This window comes from Massilia phyllosphaerae (assembly GCF_034659755.1).
Lineage (GTDB): Bacteria > Pseudomonadota > Gammaproteobacteria > Burkholderiales > Burkholderiaceae_D > Telluria > Telluria phyllosphaerae.
Genome location: NZ_JAXSQX010000002.1, coordinates 130865 through 155584, shown reverse-complemented (window position 1 = coordinate 155584; position 24720 = coordinate 130865). Strand labels below are relative to the sequence as shown.

At 67.1% G+C, this 24720-nt stretch carries 18 protein-coding genes and 1 tRNA gene; 5 read left to right on the top strand and 14 right to left on the bottom strand.

Going from position 1 to position 24720, the window contains the following annotated elements; genetic code table 11:
* The gene (locus U1H99_RS08880; protein ID WP_323141374.1) at window positions 1-1707 is read right to left on the bottom strand and encodes a GspE/PulE family protein; all 1707 of its coding nucleotides are present in this window, start codon (window positions 1705-1707) and stop codon (window positions 1-3) included.
* A 270-nt stretch (window positions 1708-1977) separates the two neighbouring features.
* On the opposite strand from U1H99_RS08880, the gene U1H99_RS08875 reads away from it, so the two are divergent.
* The gene (locus U1H99_RS08875; RefSeq protein ID WP_323141373.1) at window positions 1978-6540 is read left to right on the top strand and encodes a response regulator; all 4563 of its coding nucleotides are present in this window, start codon (window positions 1978-1980) and stop codon (window positions 6538-6540) included.
* The gene (locus U1H99_RS08870) at window positions 6537-7481 is read left to right on the top strand and encodes a diguanylate cyclase domain-containing protein (protein WP_323141372.1); all 945 of its coding nucleotides are present in this window, start codon (window positions 6537-6539) and stop codon (window positions 7479-7481) included. The genes U1H99_RS08875 and U1H99_RS08870 overlap by 4 nt, the downstream gene beginning before the upstream one ends.
* Here the strand turns inward: U1H99_RS08870 and U1H99_RS08865 are convergent.
* The 11 genes from U1H99_RS08865 to U1H99_RS08815 all read right to left on the bottom strand — a co-directional run bounded on the left by U1H99_RS08865 (window position 7478) and on the right by U1H99_RS08815 (window position 19381).
* A complete protein-coding gene (locus U1H99_RS08865) occupies window positions 7478-7942 on the bottom strand; it encodes a MaoC family dehydratase (RefSeq protein WP_323141371.1) in 465 nt (154 codons plus the stop codon). The two genes, U1H99_RS08870 and U1H99_RS08865, sit on opposite strands and share 4 nt — an antisense overlap.
* The gene (locus tag U1H99_RS08860) at window positions 7939-9084 is read right to left on the bottom strand and encodes an acyl-CoA dehydrogenase family protein (protein WP_323141370.1); all 1146 of its coding nucleotides are present in this window, start codon (window positions 9082-9084) and stop codon (window positions 7939-7941) included. The genes U1H99_RS08865 and U1H99_RS08860 overlap by 4 nt, the downstream gene beginning before the upstream one ends.
* A gap of 17 nt (window positions 9085-9101) precedes the next feature.
* A complete protein-coding gene (locus tag U1H99_RS08855; RefSeq protein WP_323141369.1) occupies window positions 9102-10304 on the bottom strand; it encodes an acyl-CoA dehydrogenase family protein in 1203 nt (400 codons plus the stop codon).
* 139 nt (window positions 10305-10443) lie between these two features.
* Window positions 10444-11049 (bottom strand): PEP-CTERM sorting domain-containing protein, encoded by a 606-nt coding sequence (locus tag U1H99_RS08850; protein WP_323141368.1) that lies wholly within the window; start codon window positions 11047-11049, stop codon window positions 10444-10446.
* A 213-nt stretch (window positions 11050-11262) separates the two neighbouring features.
* On the bottom strand, window positions 11263-13524 hold the full coding sequence (locus U1H99_RS08845; RefSeq protein WP_323141367.1) for a carboxy terminal-processing peptidase: 2262 nt from the start codon (window positions 13522-13524) through the stop codon (window positions 11263-11265).
* Between the two features lie 195 nt (window positions 13525-13719).
* Window positions 13720-14304, bottom strand: coding sequence for a hypothetical protein (locus tag U1H99_RS08840; RefSeq protein WP_323141366.1), 585 nt, complete (start codon window positions 14302-14304; stop codon window positions 13720-13722).
* Window positions 14305-14335: 31 nt separating this feature from the next.
* The gene (locus tag U1H99_RS08835) at window positions 14336-14896 is read right to left on the bottom strand and encodes a thymidine kinase (RefSeq protein ID WP_323141365.1); all 561 of its coding nucleotides are present in this window, start codon (window positions 14894-14896) and stop codon (window positions 14336-14338) included.
* Between the two features lie 46 nt (window positions 14897-14942).
* Window positions 14943-17207: a penicillin acylase family protein gene (locus U1H99_RS08830; protein WP_323141364.1), complete on the bottom strand. Its 2265-nt coding sequence runs from the start codon at window positions 17205-17207 to the stop codon at window positions 14943-14945.
* Between the two features lie 45 nt (window positions 17208-17252).
* On the bottom strand, window positions 17253-18050 hold the full coding sequence (locus U1H99_RS08825) for a hypothetical protein (protein WP_323141363.1): 798 nt from the start codon (window positions 18048-18050) through the stop codon (window positions 17253-17255).
* Window positions 18051-18141: 91 nt separating this feature from the next.
* Window positions 18142-18226 (bottom strand) — tRNA-Leu (locus tag U1H99_RS08820).
* A 51-nt stretch (window positions 18227-18277) separates the two neighbouring features.
* Window positions 18278-19381, bottom strand: coding sequence for a GGDEF domain-containing protein (locus tag U1H99_RS08815; protein WP_323141362.1), 1104 nt, complete (start codon window positions 19379-19381; stop codon window positions 18278-18280).
* Window positions 19382-19695: 314 nt separating this feature from the next.
* Here U1H99_RS08815 and U1H99_RS08810 point away from each other — a divergent pair, with 314 nt between their 5' ends.
* Together U1H99_RS08810 and U1H99_RS08805 are read left to right on the top strand one after the other, a co-directional pair.
* Complete coding sequence (locus tag U1H99_RS08810) at window positions 19696-20367, top strand: SOS response-associated peptidase (RefSeq protein WP_323141361.1); 672 nt, start codon at window positions 19696-19698, stop codon at window positions 20365-20367.
* Window positions 20368-20573: 206 nt separating this feature from the next.
* Window positions 20574-20945 carry an Lcl C-terminal domain-containing protein gene (locus U1H99_RS08805; RefSeq protein ID WP_323141360.1) on the top strand — a complete coding sequence of 124 codons (372 nt, stop codon included), beginning with the start codon at window positions 20574-20576 and terminating at the stop codon, window positions 20943-20945.
* A 139-nt stretch (window positions 20946-21084) separates the two neighbouring features.
* On the opposite strand, the gene U1H99_RS08800 is transcribed toward U1H99_RS08805, so the two are convergent.
* Complete coding sequence (locus tag U1H99_RS08800) at window positions 21085-22569, bottom strand: M20/M25/M40 family metallo-hydrolase (RefSeq protein ID WP_323141359.1); 1485 nt, start codon at window positions 22567-22569, stop codon at window positions 21085-21087.
* A gap of 211 nt (window positions 22570-22780) precedes the next feature.
* Window positions 22781-23917 carry a metallophosphoesterase gene (locus U1H99_RS08795; protein WP_323141358.1) on the bottom strand — a complete coding sequence of 379 codons (1137 nt, stop codon included), beginning with the start codon at window positions 23915-23917 and terminating at the stop codon, window positions 22781-22783.
* Window positions 23918-24141: 224 nt separating this feature from the next.
* Between U1H99_RS08795 and U1H99_RS08790 the strand changes: the two genes are divergently transcribed.
* Window positions 24142-24648 carry a YMGG-like glycine zipper-containing protein gene (locus U1H99_RS08790; RefSeq protein WP_323141357.1) on the top strand — a complete coding sequence of 169 codons (507 nt, stop codon included), beginning with the start codon at window positions 24142-24144 and terminating at the stop codon, window positions 24646-24648.
* Window positions 24649-24720 lie beyond the last annotated feature (72 nt).

Sequence of the window (24720 nt, the reverse complement as noted above, 5' to 3'; positions counted from 1 at the left end):
TTATTCCTCGGTCTGGTTACTGACGCGCATCGCCTCGGCCACCGTGGTGCGGCCCTGGATCGCCAGGCGCACGGCGCTGCGGCGCAGGGTTTCGCCGCGCATCTCGGCGTGGGCCACCTTCAGGAAGTGGCCCGGGTCGGGGTGGTTGACGGCGTCGTTCACGGCGCGCGTCATCTCCAGCAGTTCGTAGACGCCGGTACGGCCGCGGTAGCCGGTGCCGTTGCAGTGCGAGCAGCCGCGCCCGTGGAAGAACGGCACGGTCTCGGCGCGCTCGCCGAGTTCCGCGCGCAGCCAGGCACGTTCCGGCGCCGGCGCCGCGTGCGGCTGGGTGCAGCTTTCGCAGATCACGCGCACCAGGCGCTGGGCCAGCACCGCCTGGAGTGAGCCGCCCACCATGTAGCGCGGCACGCCCATGTCCATCAGGCGCAGCGGGGTCGAGGCGGCATCGTTGGTGTGCAGCGTGGACAGGACCAGGTGGCCCGTCATGGCGGCGCGCAGGCCGATCTGGGCGGTTTCCTGGTCGCGCATCTCGCCGACCAGCACGATGTCCGGGTCCTGGCGCAGCGCCGAGCGCAGCACGCGCGCGAAATTCAGGTCGATCTTGTCGTTTACCTGCACCTGGTTGATGCCGGGCAGGCGGTATTCGACCGGGTCCTCGACCGTGATCAGTTTCTTTTCCACCGAATTCAGCTCGGCCAGCGCACTGTATAAAGTCGTGGTCTTGCCGGAACCGGTCGGGCCGGTCACCAGCACCAGGCCGTTGGGGCGCTGGACGATGGCGCGGAAGCGCTCGACCAGCGTCGGATGCATGCCGATCGCGTCCAGGCGCAACGTGGTGCCGACCTGGTTCAGCAGACGCATGACCACCGATTCACCGTACTGGGTCGGCATGGTCGAGATACGCACGTCGATGCGCTGGTTCTTCACCTTGACCGCGAAGCGGCCATCCTGCGGCAGGCGCTTTTCCGAGATGTCGAGGTCGGCCATCAGCTTCAGGCGCAGCGCCAGCGGGGTCGCGATCTTGATGTCGGCCTCGGTCTGCAGGTGCAGCACGCCGTCGATGCGGAAGCGGATCTGCAGGCGCCCGTCCTGCGGCTCGATGTGGATGTCGGAGGCGCGCACCTGGGCGGCATCGTCGAACACCGATTGCAGCAGCTTCACCACCGGCGCTTCTTCCAGGCCGGAATTCGAGGCCAGCGCGCCGAAGTCGACCGAGGTGGCGTCGCCCAGGTCCTGCTCCAGCTCGCGCGCCAGGCCGGTGATCTCGCCGGTGCGGCGGTAGATGCGGTCGATGACCTGCAGCACCTCGGTCTCGTTGACCACGGCCAGCTCGACGCCCTTCTTCAGCAGGCGCGCGATCTCGTCGTAGGCGAACAGGTCGGTCGGGTCGGACACGCCCACCAGCACGCTCTCGACGCGGTCTTCCAGCACCAGCGCGCGGAAGCGCCGCGCCTGGGTCTCGGGCAGCAGGCGCACCACGTCCTGGTTGATGTTGTAGAACTTGAGGTTGATGTAGGGGATGCCGAGCTGGCGCGCCAGCGCGCCTGAGATCTGTTCTTCGGTAACGAAGCCGCTTTCCACGAACACGCGCCCGAGCTTGCGCCCGGTGCGCTTCTGGTCGGCCAGCGCCTGGTTCAGCTGATTTTCCGACAGCAGCTTCTGTTGCACCAGGATTTCCCCGAGCCTGACTTTTTCCGGCCTCGCCATATCACCTCTTAGTTTCTTTAAAGCACCTCCCGTTATTCTAAAGCAGAAGATACAAAAATTTACGCTCGGCATTAATTTCCATACGGAAGCGTCGCCCGCGCGCGACGACCGGAAACCGAGGCATTGTCATTTCGAACTTGAACGTTGCCATGCATCTACTAGCGTGAACTTATTACTCTCAATAACTACAGCAGCGCTACACCGGTCCGATGGCTGGGCTACCATGCGATCCATGGCGCATAGCGATGCGTATTCGTGGAGTTTCATGCGGTGCCCTTGTCACGTCCCCATTCCCTGCCATCGATCCGGTCCAAGCTGGTCACCCTGGTCCTTGCCTGCGCGCTGCCGATCCTGATCGGCTACCTGGTGTTCGCCCACGACGCCGAGCAGCGCGAGGCGCGCCACGTGGCCGAGGATGCGGCCATGATCGCGCGCGCGCTGGCGGGTGCGGTCGAGCGCGACCTGGACAACGGCGAGACCGCCGCGCGCACGCTGGCCAACGACCCGGCACTGGCGGCCGGCCGCCTGGCCGAATTCCACGCCAATGCGCGCCGCCTGCTGCGCCCGGCATTCCCGGTCGGCGCCTTCGTGCTGAGCGCGCCCGACGGCCGCCCGCTGCTGGATTCGCGCCACGCCTTCGGCAGCCCGCTGCCGCCGCCAGCCGACGGCGATACCGATGCGGAGGTCAGCCGGGCCGACCTGCGTGCGGTGTTCGCCGGCGGCGACGCCGTCGTCTCCGGCCTGCGCCGCGCCGGCAGCCCCCGTCCCCGGGGCATCGCGATCACGGTGCCGGTGTGGGCCGGCGACAAGATTGCCTACGCGCTCACCGTCGAGCTGCGCCCGCGCCGCCTGGCAGAGCTGCTGGCCGCCCAGCAGTTGCCGCCGCACTGGAACGCCCACGTCTACGACCGCAACGGACGGCTGGTCGCGCGCACCGGCGAGATGGTACGCGCGATCGGCGCGCCGATGCGCGCCGAACTGGCGGCCGCGCTGCCCGGCCATGCCAGCGGCGTCGCCATCCTGGCGGCGCGCGGCAGCGACGCCGCCAACCTGGCCTTCGCGCGCACGCCCGTGCAAGGCTGGACCGTGGCCATCGGCTTCCCGCGCCACGCCGCGCGCGATCTCCTGGGCACCCAGCCGGTGGTCACGCTGGCCGGCATCCTGGGGCTGCTGGCGCTCAGCCTCGGGCTGGCCTGGCGCATCGGCAATTCGATCGCGCGCTCGGTGCGCGCCCTGACCGAGCCGGCCGCCGCCCTCGGCCGCGGCGAGCCGCTGCGCATCCCGCTGCTGACGATCCGCGAAGCGGCAAGCGTCGCCGGGGCGCTGCGCCAGGTCGAGGACGAATTGCTGCACTACCGCCTCGGCCTGGAATCGCTGGTGGCCAAGCGCACCAACGAACTGCAGCGTTCCAGCGCGCTGCTGGCCACGGTGTACGCCGGCGCCCCGGTCGGCCTGGCCTACCTCGACCACAAGCTGCGCATCGTGATGGTCAACGACTACCTGGCAGCGGTAAACGGGCTGCCGGCGGCGGCCCATATCGGCCGTACCCTGCCCGAGCTGCTGGGCGCGCGCGGCGCCGTCATCGAACAGCCCTACCGCCAGGTGCTGGCCAGCGGCCGTCCGCTGATCGACGTCGAGGACAGCGGCGACTCGCCGGCGGCGCCGGGCGTGATGCGCCACTGGCTGTGCAGCTACTACCCGGTGTTCGGTCCCGGCCCGGCGTCGGCGCGCGAACTGGTCGGCATCAACGCGGTCGTGCTCGACATCAGCGAACGCATGCAGCAAGACCAGCGCCACCGCGACAACGAGGTGCTGTACCGCGCCCTGTTCGAGGATTCCGGCGACGCCCACGTCATGCTCGCCCTCGGCGCCGGCTTCGTCAGCGCCAACCAGGCCGCGGTGCGCATGTTCGGCTGCGCCGACACCGCCGACTTCCTGGCGATGTCGCCGGCCATCGCCTCGCCCGAATTCCAGCCCGACGGCAGCCGCTCCGAAGAGCAGGCCGAGCGCTACATCCGTGGGGCGCTCGAGGAAGGCATGCGCCAGTTCGAGTGGCTGCACCGGCGCCGCGACGGCAGCCTGTTCCATGCCGACGTGCTGCTGAACCGGGTCGACATCGGCGGCAAGGGCATCGTGCAGGGCACCATCCGCGACATCAGCGCGCGCGTCGCCACCGAAGCCGCGCTGCGCGCCGCCGGCAGCCGCCTGGAAGAAAGCGAACGCATGATCCGCATGGTCACCGACCACCTGCCGGCGCTGGTCGGCTACTGGGACGTCGGGCTGCGCGTCCGCTTCGCCAACCGCCCCTACCTCGAATGGCTCGGCAAGAGCAGCGCCGAGGTGATCGGCCATTCGGTCGACGAACTGGTGGATCCCGAGCAGATCGCCCAGGTGCGGCCCCATGTCGATGGCGTGCTGCGCGGCGTACCACAATTCTTCGAACGCAAGCTGCAGCGCAGCGGCAGCGACAAGGTGATCCATGCCTGGGGCAGCTACATCCCCGACTTCGACGACGCCGGCCGGGTGCGCGGCTTCTACATGCTGCACGCCGACGTCACCGAGCTGAAACGCACCCAGTTGCGCCTCGAGGAAGCGCTGCAGGCGGCGCAGGCGGCCAGCAGCGCCAAGGGTGCCTTCCTGGCCAACATGAGCCACGAGATCCGCACCCCGATGAACGCGATCATGGGACTGGCGCGCCTGCTCGAGGAGGCCGGGCTCGGACAGCGCGAGCGCGGCTACCTGGCGCGCATGCAGATGGCGTCCAAGACCCTGCTGTCGATGCTGGGCGACGTGCTCGATTACTCCAAGGTCGAAGCCGGCCAGCTGGTGCTCGAGCAGACGGTGTTCCGCATCGACGACGTGCTGTCCAGCGTCGGCGTGCTGACCGCGACCACGGCCTGGAAGCGCGGCATCGAACCGGTATTCGCGGTCGACCCCGGCGTGCCGGCCAGCCTGGTGGGCGACCCGATGCGGCTGGAACAGGTGCTGCTCAACCTGATGAGCAACGCGGTCAAGTTCACCGAGCGCGGCGAAGTGGTGCTGTCGATCGCGCCGGCCGCGCGCAAGGCGCAGGGCGACGGCGGCGCGGTGGCCCTGGCGTTCTCGGTGCGCGACACCGGCATCGGCATCGCCCCCGAGCAGCAGCAGCGCATGTTCGAAGCCTTTTCGCAAGCCGACAGCTCGACCAGCCGCAAGTACGGCGGCACCGGCCTCGGCCTGGCCATCAGCCGCCGCCTGGTGGCGCTGATGGGCGGCGACCTGGATGTACGGAGCACGCCCGGCGAGGGCGCCGAGTTCCGCTTCACGGCGAGATTTGGCGCAGTACCGGCACCGGCAGTGCCGGTGCCGCTGCCGGCACGCCCTCTCGGCGATGCGCGCGTGCTGGTGGTCGACGACAACGCCAGCAGCCGCGGCGCGCTGGCGCGCCTGCTGGCCGGCTGCGGCTGGCAGGTCGATGGCGCATCCAGCGGCGCCGAGGCGCTGGCGCTGCTGCGCGGGGACGGTCCGGCAACGGCCACCAACTATAGGCTGGCGTTCATCGACAGCGCCCTGCCCGACCTCGATGGCGCCTCCGTGATCGCCTACGCGCGTGCCGACGCCGCGATCGCCATGCCGCCTTGCGCGCTGCTCGCCGCAGATCCCGAACACGAGCGCCTGGACGCGCTGGCGGCCGACCCGCGCATCGATGCGGTGCTGGCCAAGCCGTTCACGCCGCAGGCGCTGCGCGACACCCTGGCCACGCTGCTGGACGGGGCCGCGGCGCCGGCCGCAGAGCCGGACCCGGACCCCGGCCATGCCGCGCCGCTGCGCGCCCGCCTGGCCGGCCTGCACGTGCTGCTGGTCGAGGACAACCTGCTGAACCAGGAAGTGGCGAACTACGTGCTGGTGCACGCCGGCGCGCGCGTCGACTTCGCCGTCAACGGCCGCGCCGCGCTCAGCATGCTGGAAGCCGGCAAGGTCTACGACGCGGTCCTGATGGACTTGCAGATGCCGGTGATGGACGGCGTCGAGGCCACCAGCGCGATCCGCGCCATGGGCCTGCACGCGCTGCCGGTCATCGCGATGACCGCGAACGCCATGGAAGACGACCGCCGGCGCGCGCTCGACGCCGGCATGAACGGCTACGTGGCCAAGCCGATCGACGTCGACGAGCTGGTGCGGACGCTGGCGCGGGTCACCGGGCGCGGCGGCGAGGAGGAGACGCCGGCGCCGGCGGCCGCGGTGCCCCTGCCCGCGGCGCCGGCGCTGCCGGCCGCCATCCCCGGGATCGACCTGAAGGCCACCCTGCCCCGCTTCGGCGGCAGCTTCGCCCGCTTTGCCGCCTTGTTCAAGCGCCTCGAAGCCTCGCAAGGCGGTGCGGTGGCCGAAGCGCGCGCCTGCCTGCTCGCGGGCGACCGTGGTGGCGCAGCCCGGGCCGTGCACCGCCTGCGCGGCGTGGCCGCCAACCTCGGCGCCACCGACGTCGCACGCCTGGCGCTCGAGTTCGAGGGCGCGCTGCGGGTGGACGCCGATGCCGCGCTGACGCTGCGCCTGGCCCGGCTGGAAACGGCGCTGGACAGCGTATTGCAGGCGGCGCGCGAACTGGACCTGCCCGAGGATGCGCCGGCGCGCCCGGCACCGCCATGCGAGCTGCATGCCGCGTTGGCGCAACTCCTCGATCTGCTGCAAAATAATAACATGAAAGCCCTCGCCGTCTTCGATGCCCTGGGCCCCGCCCTCGGCCGTGCCGCCCCCGCCCAGTGCCAGCCGCTGGCGGACGCCGTCGCGATGCTGCGCTTCGATACCGCCGCCGAACTGGTGCGCGAGATTCTGCACACCCTGGAGGATGCATGAGCTGGACCGACATGGCCATCAACGGCCGTATCCTGGTGGTCGACGATGCGATGGAGAATATCCAGATCCTGCACGCCGCCCTCCAGGACGAGCACGAGGTCCTGTTCGCCCTCGACGGCGCCCGCGCGCTCGATCTGGCGCGTACCCAGCATCCCGACCTGATCCTGCTCGACGCCGTGATGCCCGACGCCGACGGCTACGTGCTGTGCCGCGAACTGCTGGCCGCGCCGGAGACCGCCGACATCCCGATCGTCTTCGTCACAGCCCTGAGCTCGCCGGAAGACGAGACGCGCGCGCTGGAAGCCGGCGCCGCCGACTTCATCAGCAAGCCTGTGAATGCCGCCGTCGTGCGCGCGCGCGTGCGGACCCAGCTCACCGTCAAACGCCAGCGCGACGCGCTGCGCGCCCTGATCCTGGTCGATGCGCTGACCGGCGTCGCCAACCGCCGCGCCTTCGACGAGCGTCTCGATGCCGAATGGCGGCGCTGCAGCCGCAGCGGCCTGCCGGTGGCGCTGATGCTGGTCGACATCGACCATTTCAAGCTGTACAACGACCATTACGGCCACCCGGGCGGCGACGCCACCCTGGTGCAGGTGGCAGGCGCCATGCGCCGCGCGGCCGGGCGCAGCCAGGACATGGTGGCGCGCTACGGCGGCGAGGAATTCGCGATCCTGCTGCCGCAGCTCGACGCCCACGGCGCCAGCGGCGTGGCGCGCCGCCTAATGGCCGAACTCGACCACATGGCGATCCCGCACGCGGCCTCGCCCACGGCGCCGCACCTGACGGCCAGCATGGGCATCGCCTGCATGGTGCCGGGCGAGCACAGCTTCCCGGCCGACCTGATCCAGGTCGCCGACGCCCTGCTGTACCAGGCCAAGGCGGGCGGCCGCAACCGCTATCGGGCGACGGCCGGCTGCAGCGCAGGGCCCGATCCGCTCTAGTTGCCGGCCGCGGGCGGCCGGCGCCTGAACATCCCTATGCCCTCGACTGTGCAGACAGTCTCGCCATGCTGGTTGATCGCCACCCACTTCGACCACACCACGCCGCGGTCGGGCTTGCTCGTCGACGCCTTGGTTTTCACGGTCTGGTAATGCACGTTGAGGGTGTCGCCGGCGCGTACCGGGGCCAGCCAGCGCACGCCATCCAGGCCGGGCGAACCCATGCTCGAGGACTTGCTCAGCAGCTGGTCGACCACCAGGCGCATCATGGTGCCGCAGGTGTGCCAGCCGCTGGCGATCACGCCGCCGTAGATCGAGTGGGCGGCCGCTTCCTTGTCGACGTGGAACGGCTGCGGATCGAACTGGGTGGCGAAGGCGATGATCTCTTCCTCGCCCAGCGTGCGGCTGCCCAGGTCGAGATCCTGGCCGGCGTAGAAATCCTCGAAATACCAATAATCCTTCATGCGGCCTCCTCGCCGTCGAAACCCGGCTGCGCGATGAAGCGTGCCAGGTGATGATCGCTGTCGCCCAGGCTGAGTTCGATCGCGCTCAGGCGCTTGAAATAATGGGCGGCCGGCAGCTCGTCGGTCACGCCCATGCCGCCGTGCAGCTGCACCGCCTCCTGGCCGACGAAGCGTGCCGCCTGGCCGACCCGGTACTTGGCGGCCGATACCGCGCGCCGGCGCTCGAGGGCATCGTCGCCGTCGAGCCGCACCGCCGCCAGCAGCGCCAGCGAGCGGGCCTGCTCGAGATGGATGTACATGTCGGCCATGCGGTGCTGCAGCGCCTGGAACTTGCCGATCGGGACCCCGAACTGCTGGCGCGTCTTGAGATAGTCGAGCGTGGCCGCGAACAGCGCATCCATCGCTCCCACCGCTTCCGCGCACAGCAGGCCGGCGCCGTAGTCGGCCACCGCCTCCAGGATGGTCCAGCCGGCGCCCACCGTGCCGACGACGGCGCCGGCGTCGAGCTGCACGCCGTCCAGGCGCAGGTCGGCGGCGCGCAGGCCGTCGAGCGTGCGGTATTCGGTGAGCTGCAGGCCGGGCGCATCGGCCGGCAGCGCGAACAGGGTGATGCCGTCCAGGTCGCGCCGTCCGCCGCCGGTGCGGGCCGGGACGATGATGACGCCGGCCCGGGCCGCATGCAGGGCCACCTTCTTCTCGCCATCGAGGCGCCAGCCGCCGGCCACAGGCGCTGCGCGGGTGGCGATGTCGTGCAGGTCGTGGCGGGCCGCGCGCTCGCCCAGGGCGCACGCCAGCTTCAGGTCGCCGGCGGCAACCTGTTCCAGCCAGCCGGCGTGGCTGCCGCCGCGCTTGAGAAATTCGGCGCCGAGCACGGTGGCGAGGTAGGGTTCGACGACCAGCCCGCGCCCCAGCTCCTGCATCACCAGGTACAGGTCGACCGCGCCGCCGTCGAAGCCGCCCTGCGCTCCCGGCAGCGGCAGCGCGGTCAGGCCGAGTTCGGCCAGCTGGCGCCAGGCGGCGTCCGAGCTGCCGCTGTCGGACCGGATGATGGCGCGGCGCGCCTCGAAGCCGTAGTCGCGCGCGATCCAGCGCCTGAGCGCGTCGGCCAGTTGCAGCTGTTCTTCCTTGAAGTTGAAGTCCATGTCCTGTCTCGCTCCGCTTACAGGCCCAGGATCATCTGGGCGATGATGTTGCGCTGGATCTCGTTCGATCCGCCATAGATCGTCGTCTTGCGGTAATTGAAGTAGTGCGACAGCAGCGGCGCCGCGACATCGTCGTCGAAGGCGCTGTGTGCCGTCTCGCCCGCCAGGTAGGCCGGGTCGAAGGGCAGCGCCATCGGACCGGCGGCTTCCACCATCAGTTCGGTGAGCCGCTGCTGGAGTTCGGAGCCGCGGATCTTCAGCACCGAGGCTTCGGGGCCGGGAGCCTGGTCGGCTTGGGAAATGACGCGCAGCACCGTCATTTCCAGTGCCATCAGTTCGATCTCGAGGTCGGCGACCTTGGCAGCGAACAGCGGGTCTTCGATCAGCGGACGGCCGCCCTTCTGCTCGCGCCGCGCCAGTGCCTTCAGGCGCGCCATTTCGTGCTTGGAACGGCCGACCGCGGCGATGCCGGTGCGCTCGTGGCCGAGCAGGTACTTGGCATAGGTCCAGCCCTTGTTCTCCTGGCCGACCAGGTTGGCGGCAGGCACCCGGACATTCTCGAAGAAGACTTCGTTGACTTCGTGGTCTTCGTCGAGCATGAGGATCGGGCGCACCGTCACCCCGGGCGCGTGCATGTCGATCAGCAGGAAGGAAATGCCCTCCTGCTTGCGCACGCCGCTGTCGGTGCGCACCAGGCAAAAGATCATGTCGGCGTGCTGGGCCAGCGTGGTCCAGGTCTTCTGGCCGTTGACGATGTAGTGTTCGCCTTCGGCGTCGGTGGCGCGCACCGCGGTCGTCTTCAGCGAGGCCAGGTCGGAGCCGGCGCCCGGCTCGGAATAGCCCTGGCACCACCAGTCCTCGCAGGACAGGATACGCGGCAGATAGTAATCCTTCTGGGCCTGGCTGCCGAAGGCCATGATCACCGGCGCCACCATGCTGATGCCGAGCGGCAGTATCGGCGGCGTGCCTGCGCGCGCGCATTCGTCCTCGAAGATGTGGCGCTGCAAGGGTGTCCAACCGGGGCCGCCGTATTCGACCGGCCATCCCGGCGCCACCCAGCCCTGGCGCGCCAGGATGCGGTGCCAGCGCACGTAGTCGTCTTTCTCGAGGCGCAGGCGCTCGTGCATCTTGCGCCGCAGGTCCGGCGGCAGCGCGGCGTCCAGGAAGGCGCGTACCCGGTCGCGGAATGCCAGGTCGTCGTCCGTGTAATCCAGGTCCATGGGTCTCCTCCACGTTATCGTCACAAAATAGCACGACCGTGCCGGATATGTCACCTAAATAAGATAGCCATGGCCGCTGGCGCCGACGAAAAAAAAGCGGGCCGCAGCCCGCTTTTTTCTTACAAGGACGGATGTCCGATCAACGATTGCGGCGGCGACGGCCCAGTGCCAGTGCACCAGCCATGCCTGCCATCATCAGGGCGATCGACGACGGTTCCGGCACTTCGGCTGCAGCGGCGCCGACGTCGGTTGCGTCAGCAGTGGTGCCCGGGGTGCCCGAGATGTCGGCCAGCGGGCCGGTTACCGGCGTGGAGACGTCCTGGTTGCTGCCGCTGGCGGCGCCGGTGTCGGCGATCACGTCGGTTGCGGCCGGCGCGGCTGCGTCAGCGACGACGGTTGCTGGTGCAGCGGCTGCCGATGCAGCGGCTGCCGGTGCCGAGATGGTGGCGCTGTCAGGTGCCGAGTAGCTCACCGGAGCGACGTCCGCAGAGGTCTTGTGGAATACCGACGACATGCCGTAACCCAGCATCGCAGCCATGATGGTATTGCTGGTGCCGATGACATAAGGGCCTTCGACGCCGTCGGCCAGGTTCACGGTGACTGCGCCGGATTGGTCGGCGCTGGTCTTGCCATACAGAGCCTGAACGAGCGACGAGCCGGCGGTGTCGCTGGCTGGCAAGACGTCAGCCTGGGCGACGCAGGCACTGGTCATCAGCAACGCTGCGATGAGGTAACGAGTTGACATATTGTACTCCTTGAGGGGTAGAGAAAGTTATTGTTGATTCAACTGCTGGGCGGATCGTAACACAAGTATAAAAAACATAATTTTCAATTGAATCGCACCAAGTACTTTATGAAAAATCCATAAAAAAAAGCGGGGCATCCATAAGGAGCCTCGCTTTCGCCCACCCTTCCCGAGCGGAAATTATTGCATGAAATATTACTTTTGTTGCAAGTATCAGTTGCCGTTCTGTTTCAACATCGACAAGTAAGGCATGGCGCGCGACGCCATGCGCGTGTCCGCCTTCAGCATGCCGGATTCGTCCGCGAGGATGTGGGCGGCTTCCTGCAGGTACACATCCTTGGCATTCTTGGCCGCCTTCTCGGCTGCCAGTTCCGCCGACAGGCTGCGCTCGTCGCCTTGCAGGCCGTCGTCGGTGCGCGAGGTGTTCTTCAGCGCCGTCACCTTGCTGATCTTGGTCGGCTTGGTTGCATCCGGCACTTTGCCGCGCTGCTCCTTGCTGCCCGGACCGGACACCGGCTCGTCCTTCGGCGCGCCCTCGCCGGCCAGGCGGGCTTCACGCAGCTTGGCCTTGGCTTCCTGGTTCTCGCGCTCCTTGCGGCGCACGGTTTCGTTCAGCGAGATCACGTTGTCCTTGCGCAGTTTCGTGGCTTCGGCGATATCGTCCTGGATATCCTGGAAGTCCTTGTCCTTGGCGATGCGCGCATCGTGCTTCTTCTGCAGCGGGCCGATCAGTTCCTTCAGGTCGCCCGACGGCAGGTACATCGCCGGCTTGATCTGGGTGTACGGCAGCGCGTTCTCGTACGAGGTCTCGCCGAAGTTCTCGGTGTCCGACGTTACCGGCAGCTTGATGTCGGGCGTGACGCCGCGCAGCTGGGTGGTACCGCCGTTGATGCGGAAGAACTGGGCGATCGTCATCTTCAGTTCGCCGTACTTCATCTTGTCGTTCTGCGAGAAGCGGTCGAGCGGGATCAGGGTCTGGACCGTGCCCTTGCCGAAGCTGGGCTCGCCGATCACGACGCCGCGGCCGTAATCCTGGATCGCGGCGGCGAAGATCTCTGACGCCGAGGCCGAACCACGGTTGATCAGCACGCCCATCGGACCGTCCCATGCCAGGCCGGCATTGGTATCGCTCTCGACCTCGACCTTGCCTTCGGCGTTACGCTGCTGCACCACCGGGCCCTTGTCGATAAACAGGCCGGTCAGTTCCACCGCCTCGATCAGCGAACCGCCGCCGTTGTTGCGCAGGTCGATCAGCACGTTGTCGACCTTGTCCTTCTTGAGCTCGCCGAGGATGCGCTGGACGTCGCGGGTTGCGCTCTTGAAGTCCTTGTCGCCCTTGCGGCGGGCGTCGAAGTCCTGGTAGAAGGTCGGCAGCTGGATCACGCCGATGCGGCGCTTGACGTTGCCGTCCTTGACTTCGATGATCTGCTTCTTGGCCGACTGCTCTTCCATGCTGATCTTCTGGCGCACCAGGGCGATCGTGACGTGCTTGCCGTCCTGGCCGGCGTCGGCCGGCAGCACGTCCAGGCGCACGGTGGAATTGCGCTCGCCGCGCACCAGCTGCACCACGTCGTCGATACGCCAGCCCATCACGTCGGTGAACGGACCGTTACCCTGGGCTACGCCGACGATGCGGTCGCCGACCTTCAGCTTGCCCGACTTGTCGGCCGGGCCGCCCGGCACTACTTCGCGGATGACGGTGTAGTCTTCGCGCGCCTGCAGCACGGCGCCGATACCGTCCAGCGACAGGCGCATGGCGATGTCGAAGCTCTCAGCCGAACGCGGGCCGAGGTAGTTGGTGTGCGGCTCGATCGCCATCGCGTACGCGTTCATGAACATCTGGAACACGTCTTCGTTGTTCAGCTTTTTCAGGCGCGTCTGGTAGCCCTCGTAGCGCTTGTCGAGGGTTTCGCGGATCGACTTGTCGTCCTTGCCGGCCAGTTTCAGGCGCAGCCAGTCGTTCTTGACACGCTTGCGCCACTGGTCGCGCGCTTCGTCCTCGCTCTTGGCCCAGGGCGCTTTCTCGCGGTCGATCTGCAGGGTTTCGTCGGTGTTGAAGTCGAACTTGCCTTTCAGCAGTTCGCGCGCATAGCCCATGCGGTCGCTGAAGCGCTGCTGGTAGACGTTATAGATCTGGAACGGCAGCGTCAGGTCTTCGTTGTTGATGGCGTCGTCGATCTTCAGGCGGTAGGGTGCGAACTGGTCGATGTCGGCCTGGGTGAAGTACAGCTTCTCGCTGTCGAGCGACTTGAAATAGGCGTCGAAGATCTTCGCCGACATCGCGTCGTCCAGCGGGGTGGCCTTGTAGTGGTAGCGCGCGAGCACGCGCGAAGCCCACAGGGCGGCCTGGGTCTGGGCGGCGGACGGCTTGATCTGGACGGCGATGGACTTGTCCGAGACTTTCTCGGGCTGCGCCGTCACGACATGGGCCGTCATGGCGGCTGCCAGCGCAACGATCAACATCTGCTTCTTCATTCTTGGGTTCTCCGGTACGGATTGCTTGAGGCGGCTGCCGGACCATGGCAAATCGACGGGCTTGGCGAGTTGACGATCTTGGCAGCCGCGCCGACTGGACGGCACATGCAACCAATTCTACAGGATAGCGCGACGACGCAGAGTCGGCTTATGTGATTCTTCAGCCGAGCTTAAGTCTCGGCGCGCCGCCAGCCTTCAAAAATTTACATATCGAAACAAACTAGGCTGAAACCAGTACAAAATCGCTATCGTCGTCAATACGATGAGCAGCCAGGGCCAGCTGCGCCGCGCCAGTTTCCAGTCCACCGGCGACGGCCAGAACGACAGGAACTGCGGCGCCAGCAGCAGCGTCAGCGCCAGGTCGGCCGGGCCGAAACGCCAGTCGCCGCGGGTGCGCCACCAGGCTGCCGCCAACGGCAGCAGCAGCACCAGGAAGGGTGCCAGCGCGGCCGGGGCGGCGTTGTACCAGCGCAGGTTGGCAAAGGTGACCGAGCCGAGTTCCCAAGTACGCCCGCGGCGGCGCGGCATGATCGAAAAGCCGACCGGCTTGGCGCCCAACAGCAGGCCCACCGAAAAATGCGCCAACTCGTGGCACAGGGTGCCGGCGGCGCTGAATATGAAAAACCAGGGATGGGCGGCGGTGACGATCCAGATCAGGAAGGCCAGCGCCAGCGACGGCACCAGGTACAGGCCCATCGCCGCCATGTCGCAACCCCAGGCCGGCAGCAGCGGCGACAGCATGGGAGGCAGCATAGAGGTGCAGGCGTGCAGGACGGACATCGCCGCTCGGGTCAGCGCAGCCGGGTTCGGCTCAGGCGTGCGTGCCGGTGTAGAAGCAGCGCCCGCAGGCCTGGCGGTAGCTTTCGTTGCCGCCGATGCTGACCTGCTCGCCTTCGCGGATGCGGTGGCCCTCGGCGTCGACGCGGATGTTCATGGTCGCCTTCTTGCCGCAGGTGCAGATGTTCTTGATTTCCTCGATGTCGTCGGCCAGCGCCAGTAGGTAGGCCGAACCGGGGAACGGGTCGCCGCGGAAATCGCTGCGCAAGCCGTAGCAGATCACCGGCACGCCGCGCACCTGGGCCAGCTGGTGCAGCTGCACCACCTGCTCCTTGCTGAGGAACTGGGCTTCGTCGACCAGCACGCACGCGACCGCCGGGGCGCTGGCGAGGAAATCGGTGCTAGCGTCGAACACGTCGACCTCGCGATGCGGGCCGAGGCGCGAGGTGATCTGGCCGACGCCGTAGCGGTTGTCGATCGCGGCGGTGTACAGCTTGACCTTCTGGCCCTGCTCTTCGTAGTTGTGCGCCACCTGCAGCAGGGAGGTGGATTTGCCGGCGTTCATCGCCGAGTACCTGAAATAGAGTTTCGCCATCCTAAAATTATAGCAAGCGGGGCGTGCCCCGCGCCAGCCGCCCGCCCTACTCGCCAGGGTGGTATTTCCGCTCCAGCCCCTTCTCGATGTCGTCCTTGTAGAACAGCACATCCTTGAACTCGCCGCGGCTGTACATCGCGGCCTGGTCGGCAAAGTGCGGCGACGCTGGATCGGCACTCTCGCCGCCGGCCAGGATGCTTTTCGCGCGCACGCGCGGGCCGAATTCCACCGCCGCCACGAAGCTGTTGCCGCGGTCGCCGTAGATGCGCTTGGTGGTCTGATTGGCGGTCATGCCGAACGAGGCCAGCGAGCCCCAGTTGGCCGAGGTGAAGCCGACCGGGAAGCTCGGCTTGCTGTCGTCGTAGCCGGCGTCGACGGCGGCGCTGAGACGCTGGAAGCGGTTGATCTCGCCCCATGGCGTCTGCCAGCTGCCGAAGTCGGCCTGCAGCTTGTCGCTGGCGCGCGCCAGCGCCGCCAGCCGTTCCTCGCCCGTCAAGCGGCCCTGCACGAAGTCGACCACCGGCATGGCGGCGGCGCGCGCCCGCGGCGCCGCATTCTTGACCATGTCCTGGCCCCAGTACACGGCCAGCGAGGTCGGCACCGACCCGGTCGACCAGCGCAGGTCCCACCCGCGCAGCGCCGCCACCTGCCGCGCCAGCGCGGCCTTGCGCGGATCGCTGTCCGGCAGCGCGTCCCAATCCTTCACCAGCGCCGGCACCAGCGGCTCGAAGGCGGTCAGGTAAGGATCGTAGGCGCGCGCGATCAGGCCATCCAGCGTGAGATTGGCTGCGTCGTGCAGCACGCGCTCGGCATGGATGCCGCGCGCATTCTGCGGCAACGACCACATATAGGCCGGATAGTCGGCGCACTTCGGGCTGCTGGCGCCGAAGCCGGTGCACGGCCAGTTGTTGGTGTTCGAGATGTAGCCGCTCTTCGGGTTGACGACGGTGATGGTCTCCTTGATGCCGTGCAGGCCTTTCCAGTCGGTGGCAGGGTCGCTGCCGTCGACCGGCTTGGTCCAGTCGAAGCGCGGGTCGCGGCGCGGGATGAAATTGCCGTGGAAGTAGGCGATATTGCCGTCGGCATCGGCATACACCGTGTTGTTGGACGAGTTGGTGCGCAGTTCCATCACTTTATAGAAAGCGGCGTAGTCGCGTGCCTTGGTGCGGCCGTAGGACTGCATCAGGGCGTGCATCGGATCGTCCATCATCTTCACGCTGACCCACTTGCCGTTCTCCGCACGGATCACCGGGCCGTGCTGCGTGAAGTAAGCGGTGACCGTACGGCTGGCCATGCCGCCCGCCGTCTTGTACGGCAGGACGATCCGTTTGCTGCGCACCGGCAGTTCCTCGCTGCCGTGCTTGTAGAAGAAGCGGCCATCCTTCCCGCTCACCGTTTCCAGGTACTCGTCGATGACGTCGCCGCCGCCCGAGGTGTGCATCCAGCCGAGGCGCTCATTGAAGCCCTGGTAGATGAAGAATTGGCCCCAGGTCACGGCGCCGTAGGCGTTCAGGCCCTCCTCGCTGACCATGTGGACTTCGGGCCGGAAGTAGAACGAGGTGTGCGGATTGATCATCAGCAGCGCGTGCTTGTCGGCGGTCAGGCGCGGCGCGATCGCGAAGCCGTTGGAGCCCTTCGGCTCTTCGTCGAAGCCCTTGTCGGCACCGTTGCCGAGCATGGCCAGCGCCACCTTCTCCACCTTCGGCGCGGCCTGCGGCGGGCTGCCGTAGAAGGCGGCCAGCGCCTTCAGGTCGATCGATTCGATGTCGCCGCCGATGCTGCCCTCGCTGAAGCTCAGCGCCATCCACGGCTCGAAGCGGGTGATCAGCTTCGGCTTCACCTGCGGATGGGTGACCAGGTACCAGTTCATGCCGTCGGCAAAGGCATCCATCAGCTTTTTCAGCCAGGCCGGGCTGGCCGCGTACTTGGCCTGCATGTCGGCCGGATCGATGTACAGCTTCATGCGCAGGTCGCGCCAGAGTTCCCCCTCCCCTTCGACTTCGGCCAGGCGTCCCATCGCATTGATGTAATTCAGCTCGACGCGGTTGAAATCGTCTTCGGCCTGGGCGAACACCATGCCGAACACCGCGTCGGCGTCGCTCTTGCCGAACACGTGCGGGATGCCCCACTTGTCGCGCAGGATACTGACGCGGGCGGCGCCCGCCTTCATGCGCGCCAGCTCGGCGCCGCTGAACGGCGATGCCACCGGTGCGGCTACGGCGCGCTCCGGGGCTGCTTGCGCGGGTGCGAAGGCGGCCAGCGTGGCAAGGCCGAGGACGGTGGTGGCGACAAGGCGCGGAAGCGGATTCAAGGACTCTCCTGTCAGGGGATGCTCGGGTGGATGCTCGGGTGAACCTTATGCGGCGCCGAGGTGGGTCAGCTTCGACTTCAGCACCTCGTTCTCGTTCAGCAGGGTCGCCATGCGGTCCTTCAGCTCGCGGATCTCGGCGCGCAGCGCCTTGACCTGGTCTTCGGGCGCCAGCGTATCGATTTCCTTCTTGGGGCGGGTGCCGGTCTTCTGTTCACGCACCTGGCGCGCGGCCTGCTGCAATTCCTTCTTGCCGCCGGCCACCGCCGCCACCTGGGCATCGGCCGGCAGCGAGGCGACGTTGGCGGCGGCGCTCACCGAAATCGTCCCGCTGCGCACCGCGTCCACCAGTTCAGGCGCCGCGGTCTTGCGGATGCGTTCGATCTGGCTCAGGGTGCTGGCCGAGACGCGCGCCGCCTTGGCGACGTCTTCGCGCGTGCTCCACGGCGGATCGATCGACTCGTCGGCGCCCGCCTCTTCCGGCGCCTGCTCGGGCGGCGCTTCCGCCGCGCGCTGGGCCGCGCGCGCCGCCACGATTTCCTTCTTGCGCAGCGCCAGCATGCCGCGCTGGAAGTCGGACACGCTGCGGCGCGCCAGGTTATTGTCGATCACCCACAGCATCACGTCTTCGAGGGTGGCGAAATTGTTGTTGTGGACAGTGCGGAACGGGATGCCATGTTTCTGGCAGATCTCGTAGCGGTTGTGGCCGTCGATCAGCACGTCGCGCCACAGCACCAGGGCGTCGCGGCAGCCTTCGGCCTGCAGGCTGCGTTCCAGCGCCGCGTATTCCACCGGCGTCAGGGGATCGATGAAAGAGCGGAGTTCTTCGTTGATGATGATGTTCAATGTCGTTCCTTGCGATTGCAGCATAGCGTCGTTGCGCATGCTACACCAATGCAAGGATGCAACCAAGGTGGTTGCCGACAGAGGAAGGAGATGGTACGGCCAGCCGGAATCGAACCGGCACGCCTCTCGGCGGCAGATTTTAAGTCTGCTGCGGCTACCAGTTTCGCCATGGCCGCGTACCGGCCCGGATTGTACTACGTGTGGCAAGCACAGTGTTAGTAGTTGAACTATTGACCGGGTGCCGGCGCCGGCTCGGCATCGCACACCCGGTTGCGTCCGCCCGCCTTGGCCGCGTACAGGGCGGCATCGGCGCGCTTGAGCAGTGCCGACAGCGATTCGCCCGCCGCCAGGCTGGCCACGCCGATGCTGACCGTGTAGCGCACGCCCCCGGCGGCCTGGTCGAGCGCCGTGCGCAGGCGCCCGGCCACCAGGCGCGCCGTGTCGGGTCCGGTGTCCGGCAACAGCACCGCGAATTCCTCGCCACCCAGGCGCGCGCAGGCATCCAGGTTGCGGATCGCCGCTTCGGTGCGCAGCACGATGTCGGCCAGCACCGCGTCGCCGGCGGCGTGGCCGTGGGTGTCGTTGATGGCCTTGAAGTGGTCGACGTCGAACACCAGCACCGACAGCGGACTGCCGCTCCTGCACGCACGTTCGTGCTCGCGCTCGGCCAGGGAAAAGAAGGCGCGGCGTGACCAGGCCCCGGTCAGGTGGTCGTGCTCGGCGGCCCAGGTGGTGCGGCGGATGACGGTATCGTTGGCCATCATCACCGCCCCCAATGTCAGCGCCGGCAGCGCCAGCGTGCCGAGCGTGAAGAAGGCCAGGTTCAGCGGCGAGTGGTCGAAGATCGTCGCCGCGCTGTCGTGCAAGGCCGTGTAGATCAGCGTGCGAGCGGCGTGGATCGCCACCAGCAGCAGCGCCACGCCGGCACTGAAACGCTGCGGATAGGTCGCGCCGGCGAAGCGGGCATGGCCGGCCAGGCAGAACAGGATGAGGGCATAGACCACGCCGTGGCTGGCCGAGGTCAGGGCGATGCGCAGGGCGGCGCTGTCGCTCAGATAGTGGACCAGGGCCAGCAGGGAGATGGAGACGCCGACGCCGGCACACAGCCTGCGTGCCGGCACCGGGCGTCCCAGGTGCTGCAAGAAGCCGGCGTACATCATGGCCGGCGCACCCAGGAACAGCAGGTTGGCGGCTTCGATCGACAACAGGTCGGGCAGCACGCCGCGCCCCATGAACAGCAGCAGCGCGGCGATCGCCAGGCCGTTCGCCTGCGACCAGGCGCGCACGCCGGCGACGCCGTGGCGCGCCAGCGAGCGCAAGACCAGCAGCATGACTGCGGACAGCGTAATGGTAATAAAGAAGAGACTCGAGACGCTCACTACCGGACCAGAAAGGGGGACGGCGCCAGGCCGGTCGACGTCGGGCGCCGCAACGCGCTCGGGACTGGCATGCCGCTTATTGGATTTTGGAAAAGTTTCAATCCATATAGTAACAAACAAACATGCGCGGCTGAGAGTGGCAGTGATATTTACAACGCTTTGTGTCTCGCACGGGCTAGGCGCAGTAAAGTTCTGTTGCATTCTGCGGTGGCATGCCACATCGCTAACGGACGCGCTGCGTCGGCCATCTGCTGTACCATCGGCGCATGTGTGGACGATTTGACCAAAGCCAAACCGCGCGCCATTACGCCAATTTAATGGGCTGGACCGACGCCGTCTTCGACAGCGAGTCGGCGCCAACCACGAACGCGGCGCCCGGCACCTACCGCCCTGTATTCCATATGCAGGATGGGGAGCATCGCGTCGATGACGTGTTCTGGAGCTATCGCGCAAAGTGGGCCGAAGGCAAGGTGCCGATCGCCATCAATGCACGTTTCGAAAAGCTGGCCAACCGCTACTGGTCGCGCCTGCTGAAGAACGGACGCGGCATCGTGCCGGCCGAGGGCTGGTATGAGTGGACCGGAGAAAAAGGCCACAAGCAACCTTGGCATATCCACCGCAAGGACCACGGCCCGCTGTTCCTGCTGGCCCTGGCCAACTTCGGCCCCTTCGTCGAGAACCGCGCCGAAGCCGGCTTCGTGCTGGTGACCGACGACGCCTCCGGCGGCATGCTCGACATCCACGACCGCCGCCCGGTGGTGCTGGAAGCCGACGACGCCAAGCTGTGGCTCGACCCCGACCTGTCGCCGCAGCAGGCGATCGAGCTGGCGCGCCAGTCGGCGGTGCCGGCCGAGGCTTTCGAATGGCACAAGGTCAGCACCGCCGTCAACCGCGCCGGAGCCGACGGCCCGCAGATCACCCTGCCCCTGGAAGACTGAGTTTTTCTAACACTTCCTTATCAGCATCAAAAAGCTTTCCATCAGGCAATGACATGATGCCTCACAGCCATGCAGGACGCCTTGTTGGAGAATTTCGCACCAGCTATAGCGCATTCCGTTATGAGCTATGTCGAGTCTTGCTTCGCAACCAAGCGCAGCGATCACGGTCGAACAGGACTGCTAGAAATCACTTAACGGAGTGCGCGATGGGCGATTACTTGAGAATCCAGGAAATGCTGAAGGAAGGCGAATCGTATGCCGGCCTCATCCTTGGCAAGAACGGCGATGCCGACTACCACCTGATCCTGCTGCCGGAAGAAGCATCCGACGTCAGCTGGTCGGCCGCGCGCGAATGGGCGCTCGAGCGGCAGGGCGAATTGCCGACGCGGCGCGAGCTGTCGCTGCTGTTCGCCAACCAGCGCGAAGGCTTCGACCGCGTCTGGTACTGGTCGAGCGAACAGCACGACACGCGTCCGCAACTGGTCTGGGGCCAGAATTTCGCAAGCGGCATCCAGACCGTGTATGGCCGCCCCTTCCGCGGCCATGCGCGTGCGATCCGGCGCATCGACGGCGGCTGAGGCTGAGACTGCGGCTGCGGCTGCGGCTGAGGCCGCGGCTCGGCCGGATCGGGCGGGACTGGACTGCCGGCCACAGGCGGGCCGGCTGGTGCGGGTTTCGACAAGGCGGGCGACGTAAAAGCCGCCCGCGCGGCACGCCTTATTTTGCGTTGGCAGCCGCCTGCGCCCGGGCGCTGGTCGCGCCATTACCCTGCGCCACGTTCGAGCGGCCGATCGGCTCGTCCATGTTTGCCAGGAACCAGGCCGTGGTGGCCATCACCGCGGCGTGGCGGCGCAGGTTTTCCGGATTCACCTTGTCGAAGGTGTCGGCCGTGGTGTGGTGGTAATTAAAATAGTCCGACGAATCGATCCAGGGTTCGAAGCTCGGCACACCCGACACTTCCAGCGCCGCCAGGTCACCGGATGCGATCACGTCTTCGCGGCGGAAGGCGCCTGCACCCATCGGGTACAGCGCGGCCTGCAGCGGCGCGAACAGCTTCGCCGAGGCGATGCTGACGCCGGCGCGCAGGCCGAACGGACGGCCCGAGCCGTTGTCGTCCTCGTAGGCGGCGAAATGCTTTTCGGCGCTCGACTTGTAGGCGTCGTTGTAGCCGCGTCCGCCACGGCCGCCGTTTTCCTCGTTCATCCAGGCCACCACCCGGATGGTGCGGCGCGGACGGTAGTCGAGCTTGCGCAGGGTATCGATCACGCCCATGGCACTGACCACGCCCGAGCCGTCGTCGTTGGCGCCGGTTGCCAGGTCCCAGGAATCGAGGTGGCCGGATACCAGCACGATCTCGTCGGCTTTGTCCGTGCCGGTCCAGTCGGCAATCACGTTGAAGCTGTCGGCGTCCGGCAGCGTCTGCGGAGTCAGGGTCAGGTGCAGGGTGACCGGGCCGCGCTTGGCCAGGCGTGCCAGCAGCATCGAATCTTCGATGGTGATGGCTGCGGCCGGGATGCGCGCATTCTCCGGCAGATTGGTTGCGCCGGTATGGACGATGCGGTAGGCGGCGCCGCCGACGGCGCGCACCAGTGCGGCAGAGGCACCCATCTCGGCTGCCATGCGCGGTCCGGCACCACGGAAGGCCACTGCTTGCCCGTAGGCGGTGCCCGCGAGGCCGCGGTCGGCCATGTTCTGGTCGAAAGGAACGTCGAACAACACGATGCGGCCCTTCACCTCGGCTGCGCGCGCCTTGAGTTCCTCGAAGCTGCGCACCACGATCACTTCGGCCTTGATGCCGGCGGCGGGCGTGGCGCCCGAACCGCCCAGCGCGGTCAGCACGACGCGCTGGGTGACGCCGTTCGGCCTGCCCTTGTAGTCGACGATGGTACCGGTCTCGACGCCACGCACCCAGTGCGGCACCTTGACCGGCTGCAGCGTCACCTTGGCGCCCAGCTTGCGCAGCTCGTCGGCGACCTGGGTCACCGCCGCCGCCGCGCCGGCGGAGCCGGACAGGCGCGGACCGACCAGGTCGGTCAGGTCTTCCAGGCGCTGGTAGGGGTACTCGTTCTGCAGCGCCGTGTCGCGCACCTTGGCCAGCGCGGCCGGATCGGCGCCCGGCGCTGCGGCCTGGGCGCTGTTCAGGGAAGCGGCGACCAGCGCGGCGACGAGGGTCAGGACGGGGAAACGGCTGCTGCGAATCATACGTGAATCCTTCGGTCAGGGCGAAAACATCCACGATAGCGCATTCACGCAGTTTTTGCAGGGAAAGATTGCGATAAATACACTTACTTAGCGTAGCGCGTCCAACAAGCCTCCAGGGCAAGGGATGCGGCCTACCGACGCAGCGTCGAAGACAGTACGACAGTACGGCCAGACGCTGCAACGCAGCCATGGAGGCTTGTTGGGCACGCTCTCAGGCGGCCACCAGGCGTACCAGCGTAATCTCCGACGGCGCCCCGAAACGCTTCGGCGGCCCCCAGTAGCCGGTGCCACGGCTGGTGTACACCCACAGCGAGCGCACCCGGTTCAGGCCCGCGACGAAAGGCTGCTGCAGCGGCACGAACAGGTTCCACGGGAAAAACTGCCCGCCATGCGTATGCCCGGACAGTTGCAGGTCAAAGCCGGCCTCGGCGGCGGCGGGCGCACTGCGCGGCTGGTGGGCCAGCAATATTTTCACGGCGACGTCGCCCGGCGCCCCTGCGATGGCCTGCTGCGGGTCGCTCTTGTGCGCCGGATTGAACAGCTGGGCCGTGTAGTCGGTCACGCCGGCGATCATCAGGCTGGCATCGCCGCGGCGGCGGATCACATGCTCGTTCATCAGCACGCGCAGGCCGAGGCGGCGCACTTCGGCGATCCATTGCTCGGCGCCGGAATAGTATTCGTGGTTGCCGGTCACGAAAAAAGTGCCGTCGGGCGCCGACAGCCGGCCCAGCGGCTCGGTGTGCATGGCCAGCCGCTGCACGCTGCCGTCGACCAGGTCGCCGGTGACGGCGATCGCGTCCGCCTTCAGCCCGTTGACCTTGTTGACGATCGCGTTCAGGTAGGGCCGCTTGATGGTCGGGCCGACGTGGATGTCCGAGATTTGCGCAATCGAATAACCGTCGAATGCCGGCGGCAGGCCGGCGATCGGCACATCGACCCGCACCACGCGGGCGACGCGGCGCGCATTGACGAAGCCGATCGCGGTGACCAGCAGCGCCACCAGCGGCACCGCCACCGCGCTGTCGCGGGTGAACACCGGGCCGCCGGCCTTGAACAGCGCCAGCACCAGCAGCGCCACGTCGCGCAGCAGGGTCAATACGAACAGCGAGGAAAACAGGCCCATCGCCAGCAGGCCGGCCCAGGACAGCTGTTCGGACCAGCGGCTGCGGCGCAGGTTCGGCGCGCCCAGGCCGATGCGTACCAGCGCGGCCGACAACGCCAGCAGCAGTGTGCCGATCACGATGCCGGGCAGGCCGAGGCCCATGGCCGGCAACAGGCGCACGCCGATGTACAGGTGCAGCAGGGCCAGGATGGCGAGGAGGGAAAGCGATGAACGTTGGCGGGCCATGGGAGAGAACGATGCGTGCAAATGTCACATTAGATGGGGCGGCCTTTAGTGCGCACAAGGCCGGATCGTCCCCGATAGCAGTTATAAGCAGATGTTACCGCCACGGAAGCAACTGTAATAATCTGTATTAACTCGTGGCAGCACTGTTTGCCGGGTCTATAGTTTCAAACATGCCTGGCGTCGTTGTGATCATATCGATCCCCGTTGAGGCTCAAGGAACTACCATGTTGAACAAAAAATGCTTTGGTGCGGTGCTCCTGGCCGCGACCGCCGTGTCGACGGCAGCCGTGTCGTCCTCGGCATTTGCGCAGGACCGCGGTGCCAACACTGCCATCGGTGCGCTGGCCGGCGCCGCGATCGGCGGCAGCGCAGGCGGCCGTGACGGTGCCCTGGTCGGTGCCGCGATCGGCGCCGTGGTCGGCAATTCGGTACGCACCAACGACGATTATTACTACCGCAACCGCGGCTACGCATCGTCGGGTTACTACGCTTCGAACGACTATTACGCACCGGCACCGGTGTATGCCGCCCCGGCCCCGGTCTACGTCGAATCGCGCCCGTCTTATTATTACGAGCCGCGCCCGGTGTATGTCGAATCGCGCCCGGTGTATGTCGAATCGCGCCCGGTCTATTATGACCGCGGCTACTACGATCGCGGTTACTACGGCCGGGGCTACGATCGCGGTCATTACGACCGTGGCCACCACGGCGGCTGGGATCGTCATCGCTGATCCTGCCGGCATCGTCCGCACGAGAACCGCGCCCTGGCGCGGTTTTTTTTCGCCTGTACCCCATGGACCCGG

Bases quoted from the DNA above. Each gene is read 5' to 3' on its own strand.
- U1H99_RS08880 (WP_323141374.1), bottom strand. From the start codon at position 1,707: ATGGCGAGGCCGGAAAAAGTCAGGCTCGGGGAAATCCTGGTGCAACAG.
- U1H99_RS08870 (WP_323141372.1), top strand. From the start codon at position 6,537: ATGAGCTGGACCGACATGGCCATCAACGGCCGTATCCTGGTGGTCGAC.
- U1H99_RS08865 (WP_323141371.1), bottom strand. From the start codon at position 7,942: ATGAAGGATTATTGGTATTTCGAGGATTTCTACGCCGGCCAGGATCTC.
- U1H99_RS08860 (WP_323141370.1), bottom strand. From the start codon at position 9,084: ATGGACTTCAACTTCAAGGAAGAACAGCTGCAACTGGCCGACGCGCTC.
- U1H99_RS08855 (WP_323141369.1), bottom strand. From the start codon at position 10,304: ATGGACCTGGATTACACGGACGACGACCTGGCATTCCGCGACCGGGTA.
- U1H99_RS08850 (WP_323141368.1), bottom strand. From the start codon at position 11,049: ATGTCAACTCGTTACCTCATCGCAGCGTTGCTGATGACCAGTGCCTGC.
- U1H99_RS08845 (WP_323141367.1), bottom strand. From the start codon at position 13,524: ATGAAGAAGCAGATGTTGATCGTTGCGCTGGCAGCCGCCATGACGGCC.
- U1H99_RS08840 (WP_323141366.1), bottom strand. From the start codon at position 14,304: ATGTCCGTCCTGCACGCCTGCACCTCTATGCTGCCTCCCATGCTGTCG.
- U1H99_RS08835 (WP_323141365.1), bottom strand. From the start codon at position 14,896: ATGGCGAAACTCTATTTCAGGTACTCGGCGATGAACGCCGGCAAATCC.
- U1H99_RS08815 (WP_323141362.1), bottom strand. From the start codon at position 19,381: ATGCTGCTGGTCTTGCGCTCGCTGGCGCGCCACGGCGTCGCCGGCGTG.
- U1H99_RS08810 (WP_323141361.1), top strand. From the start codon at position 19,696: ATGTGTGGACGATTTGACCAAAGCCAAACCGCGCGCCATTACGCCAAT.
- U1H99_RS08805 (WP_323141360.1), top strand. From the start codon at position 20,574: ATGGGCGATTACTTGAGAATCCAGGAAATGCTGAAGGAAGGCGAATCG.
- U1H99_RS08800 (WP_323141359.1), bottom strand. From the start codon at position 22,569: ATGATTCGCAGCAGCCGTTTCCCCGTCCTGACCCTCGTCGCCGCGCTG.
- U1H99_RS08795 (WP_323141358.1), bottom strand. From the start codon at position 23,917: ATGGCCCGCCAACGTTCATCGCTTTCCCTCCTCGCCATCCTGGCCCTG.
- U1H99_RS08790 (WP_323141357.1), top strand. From the start codon at position 24,142: ATGTTGAACAAAAAATGCTTTGGTGCGGTGCTCCTGGCCGCGACCGCC.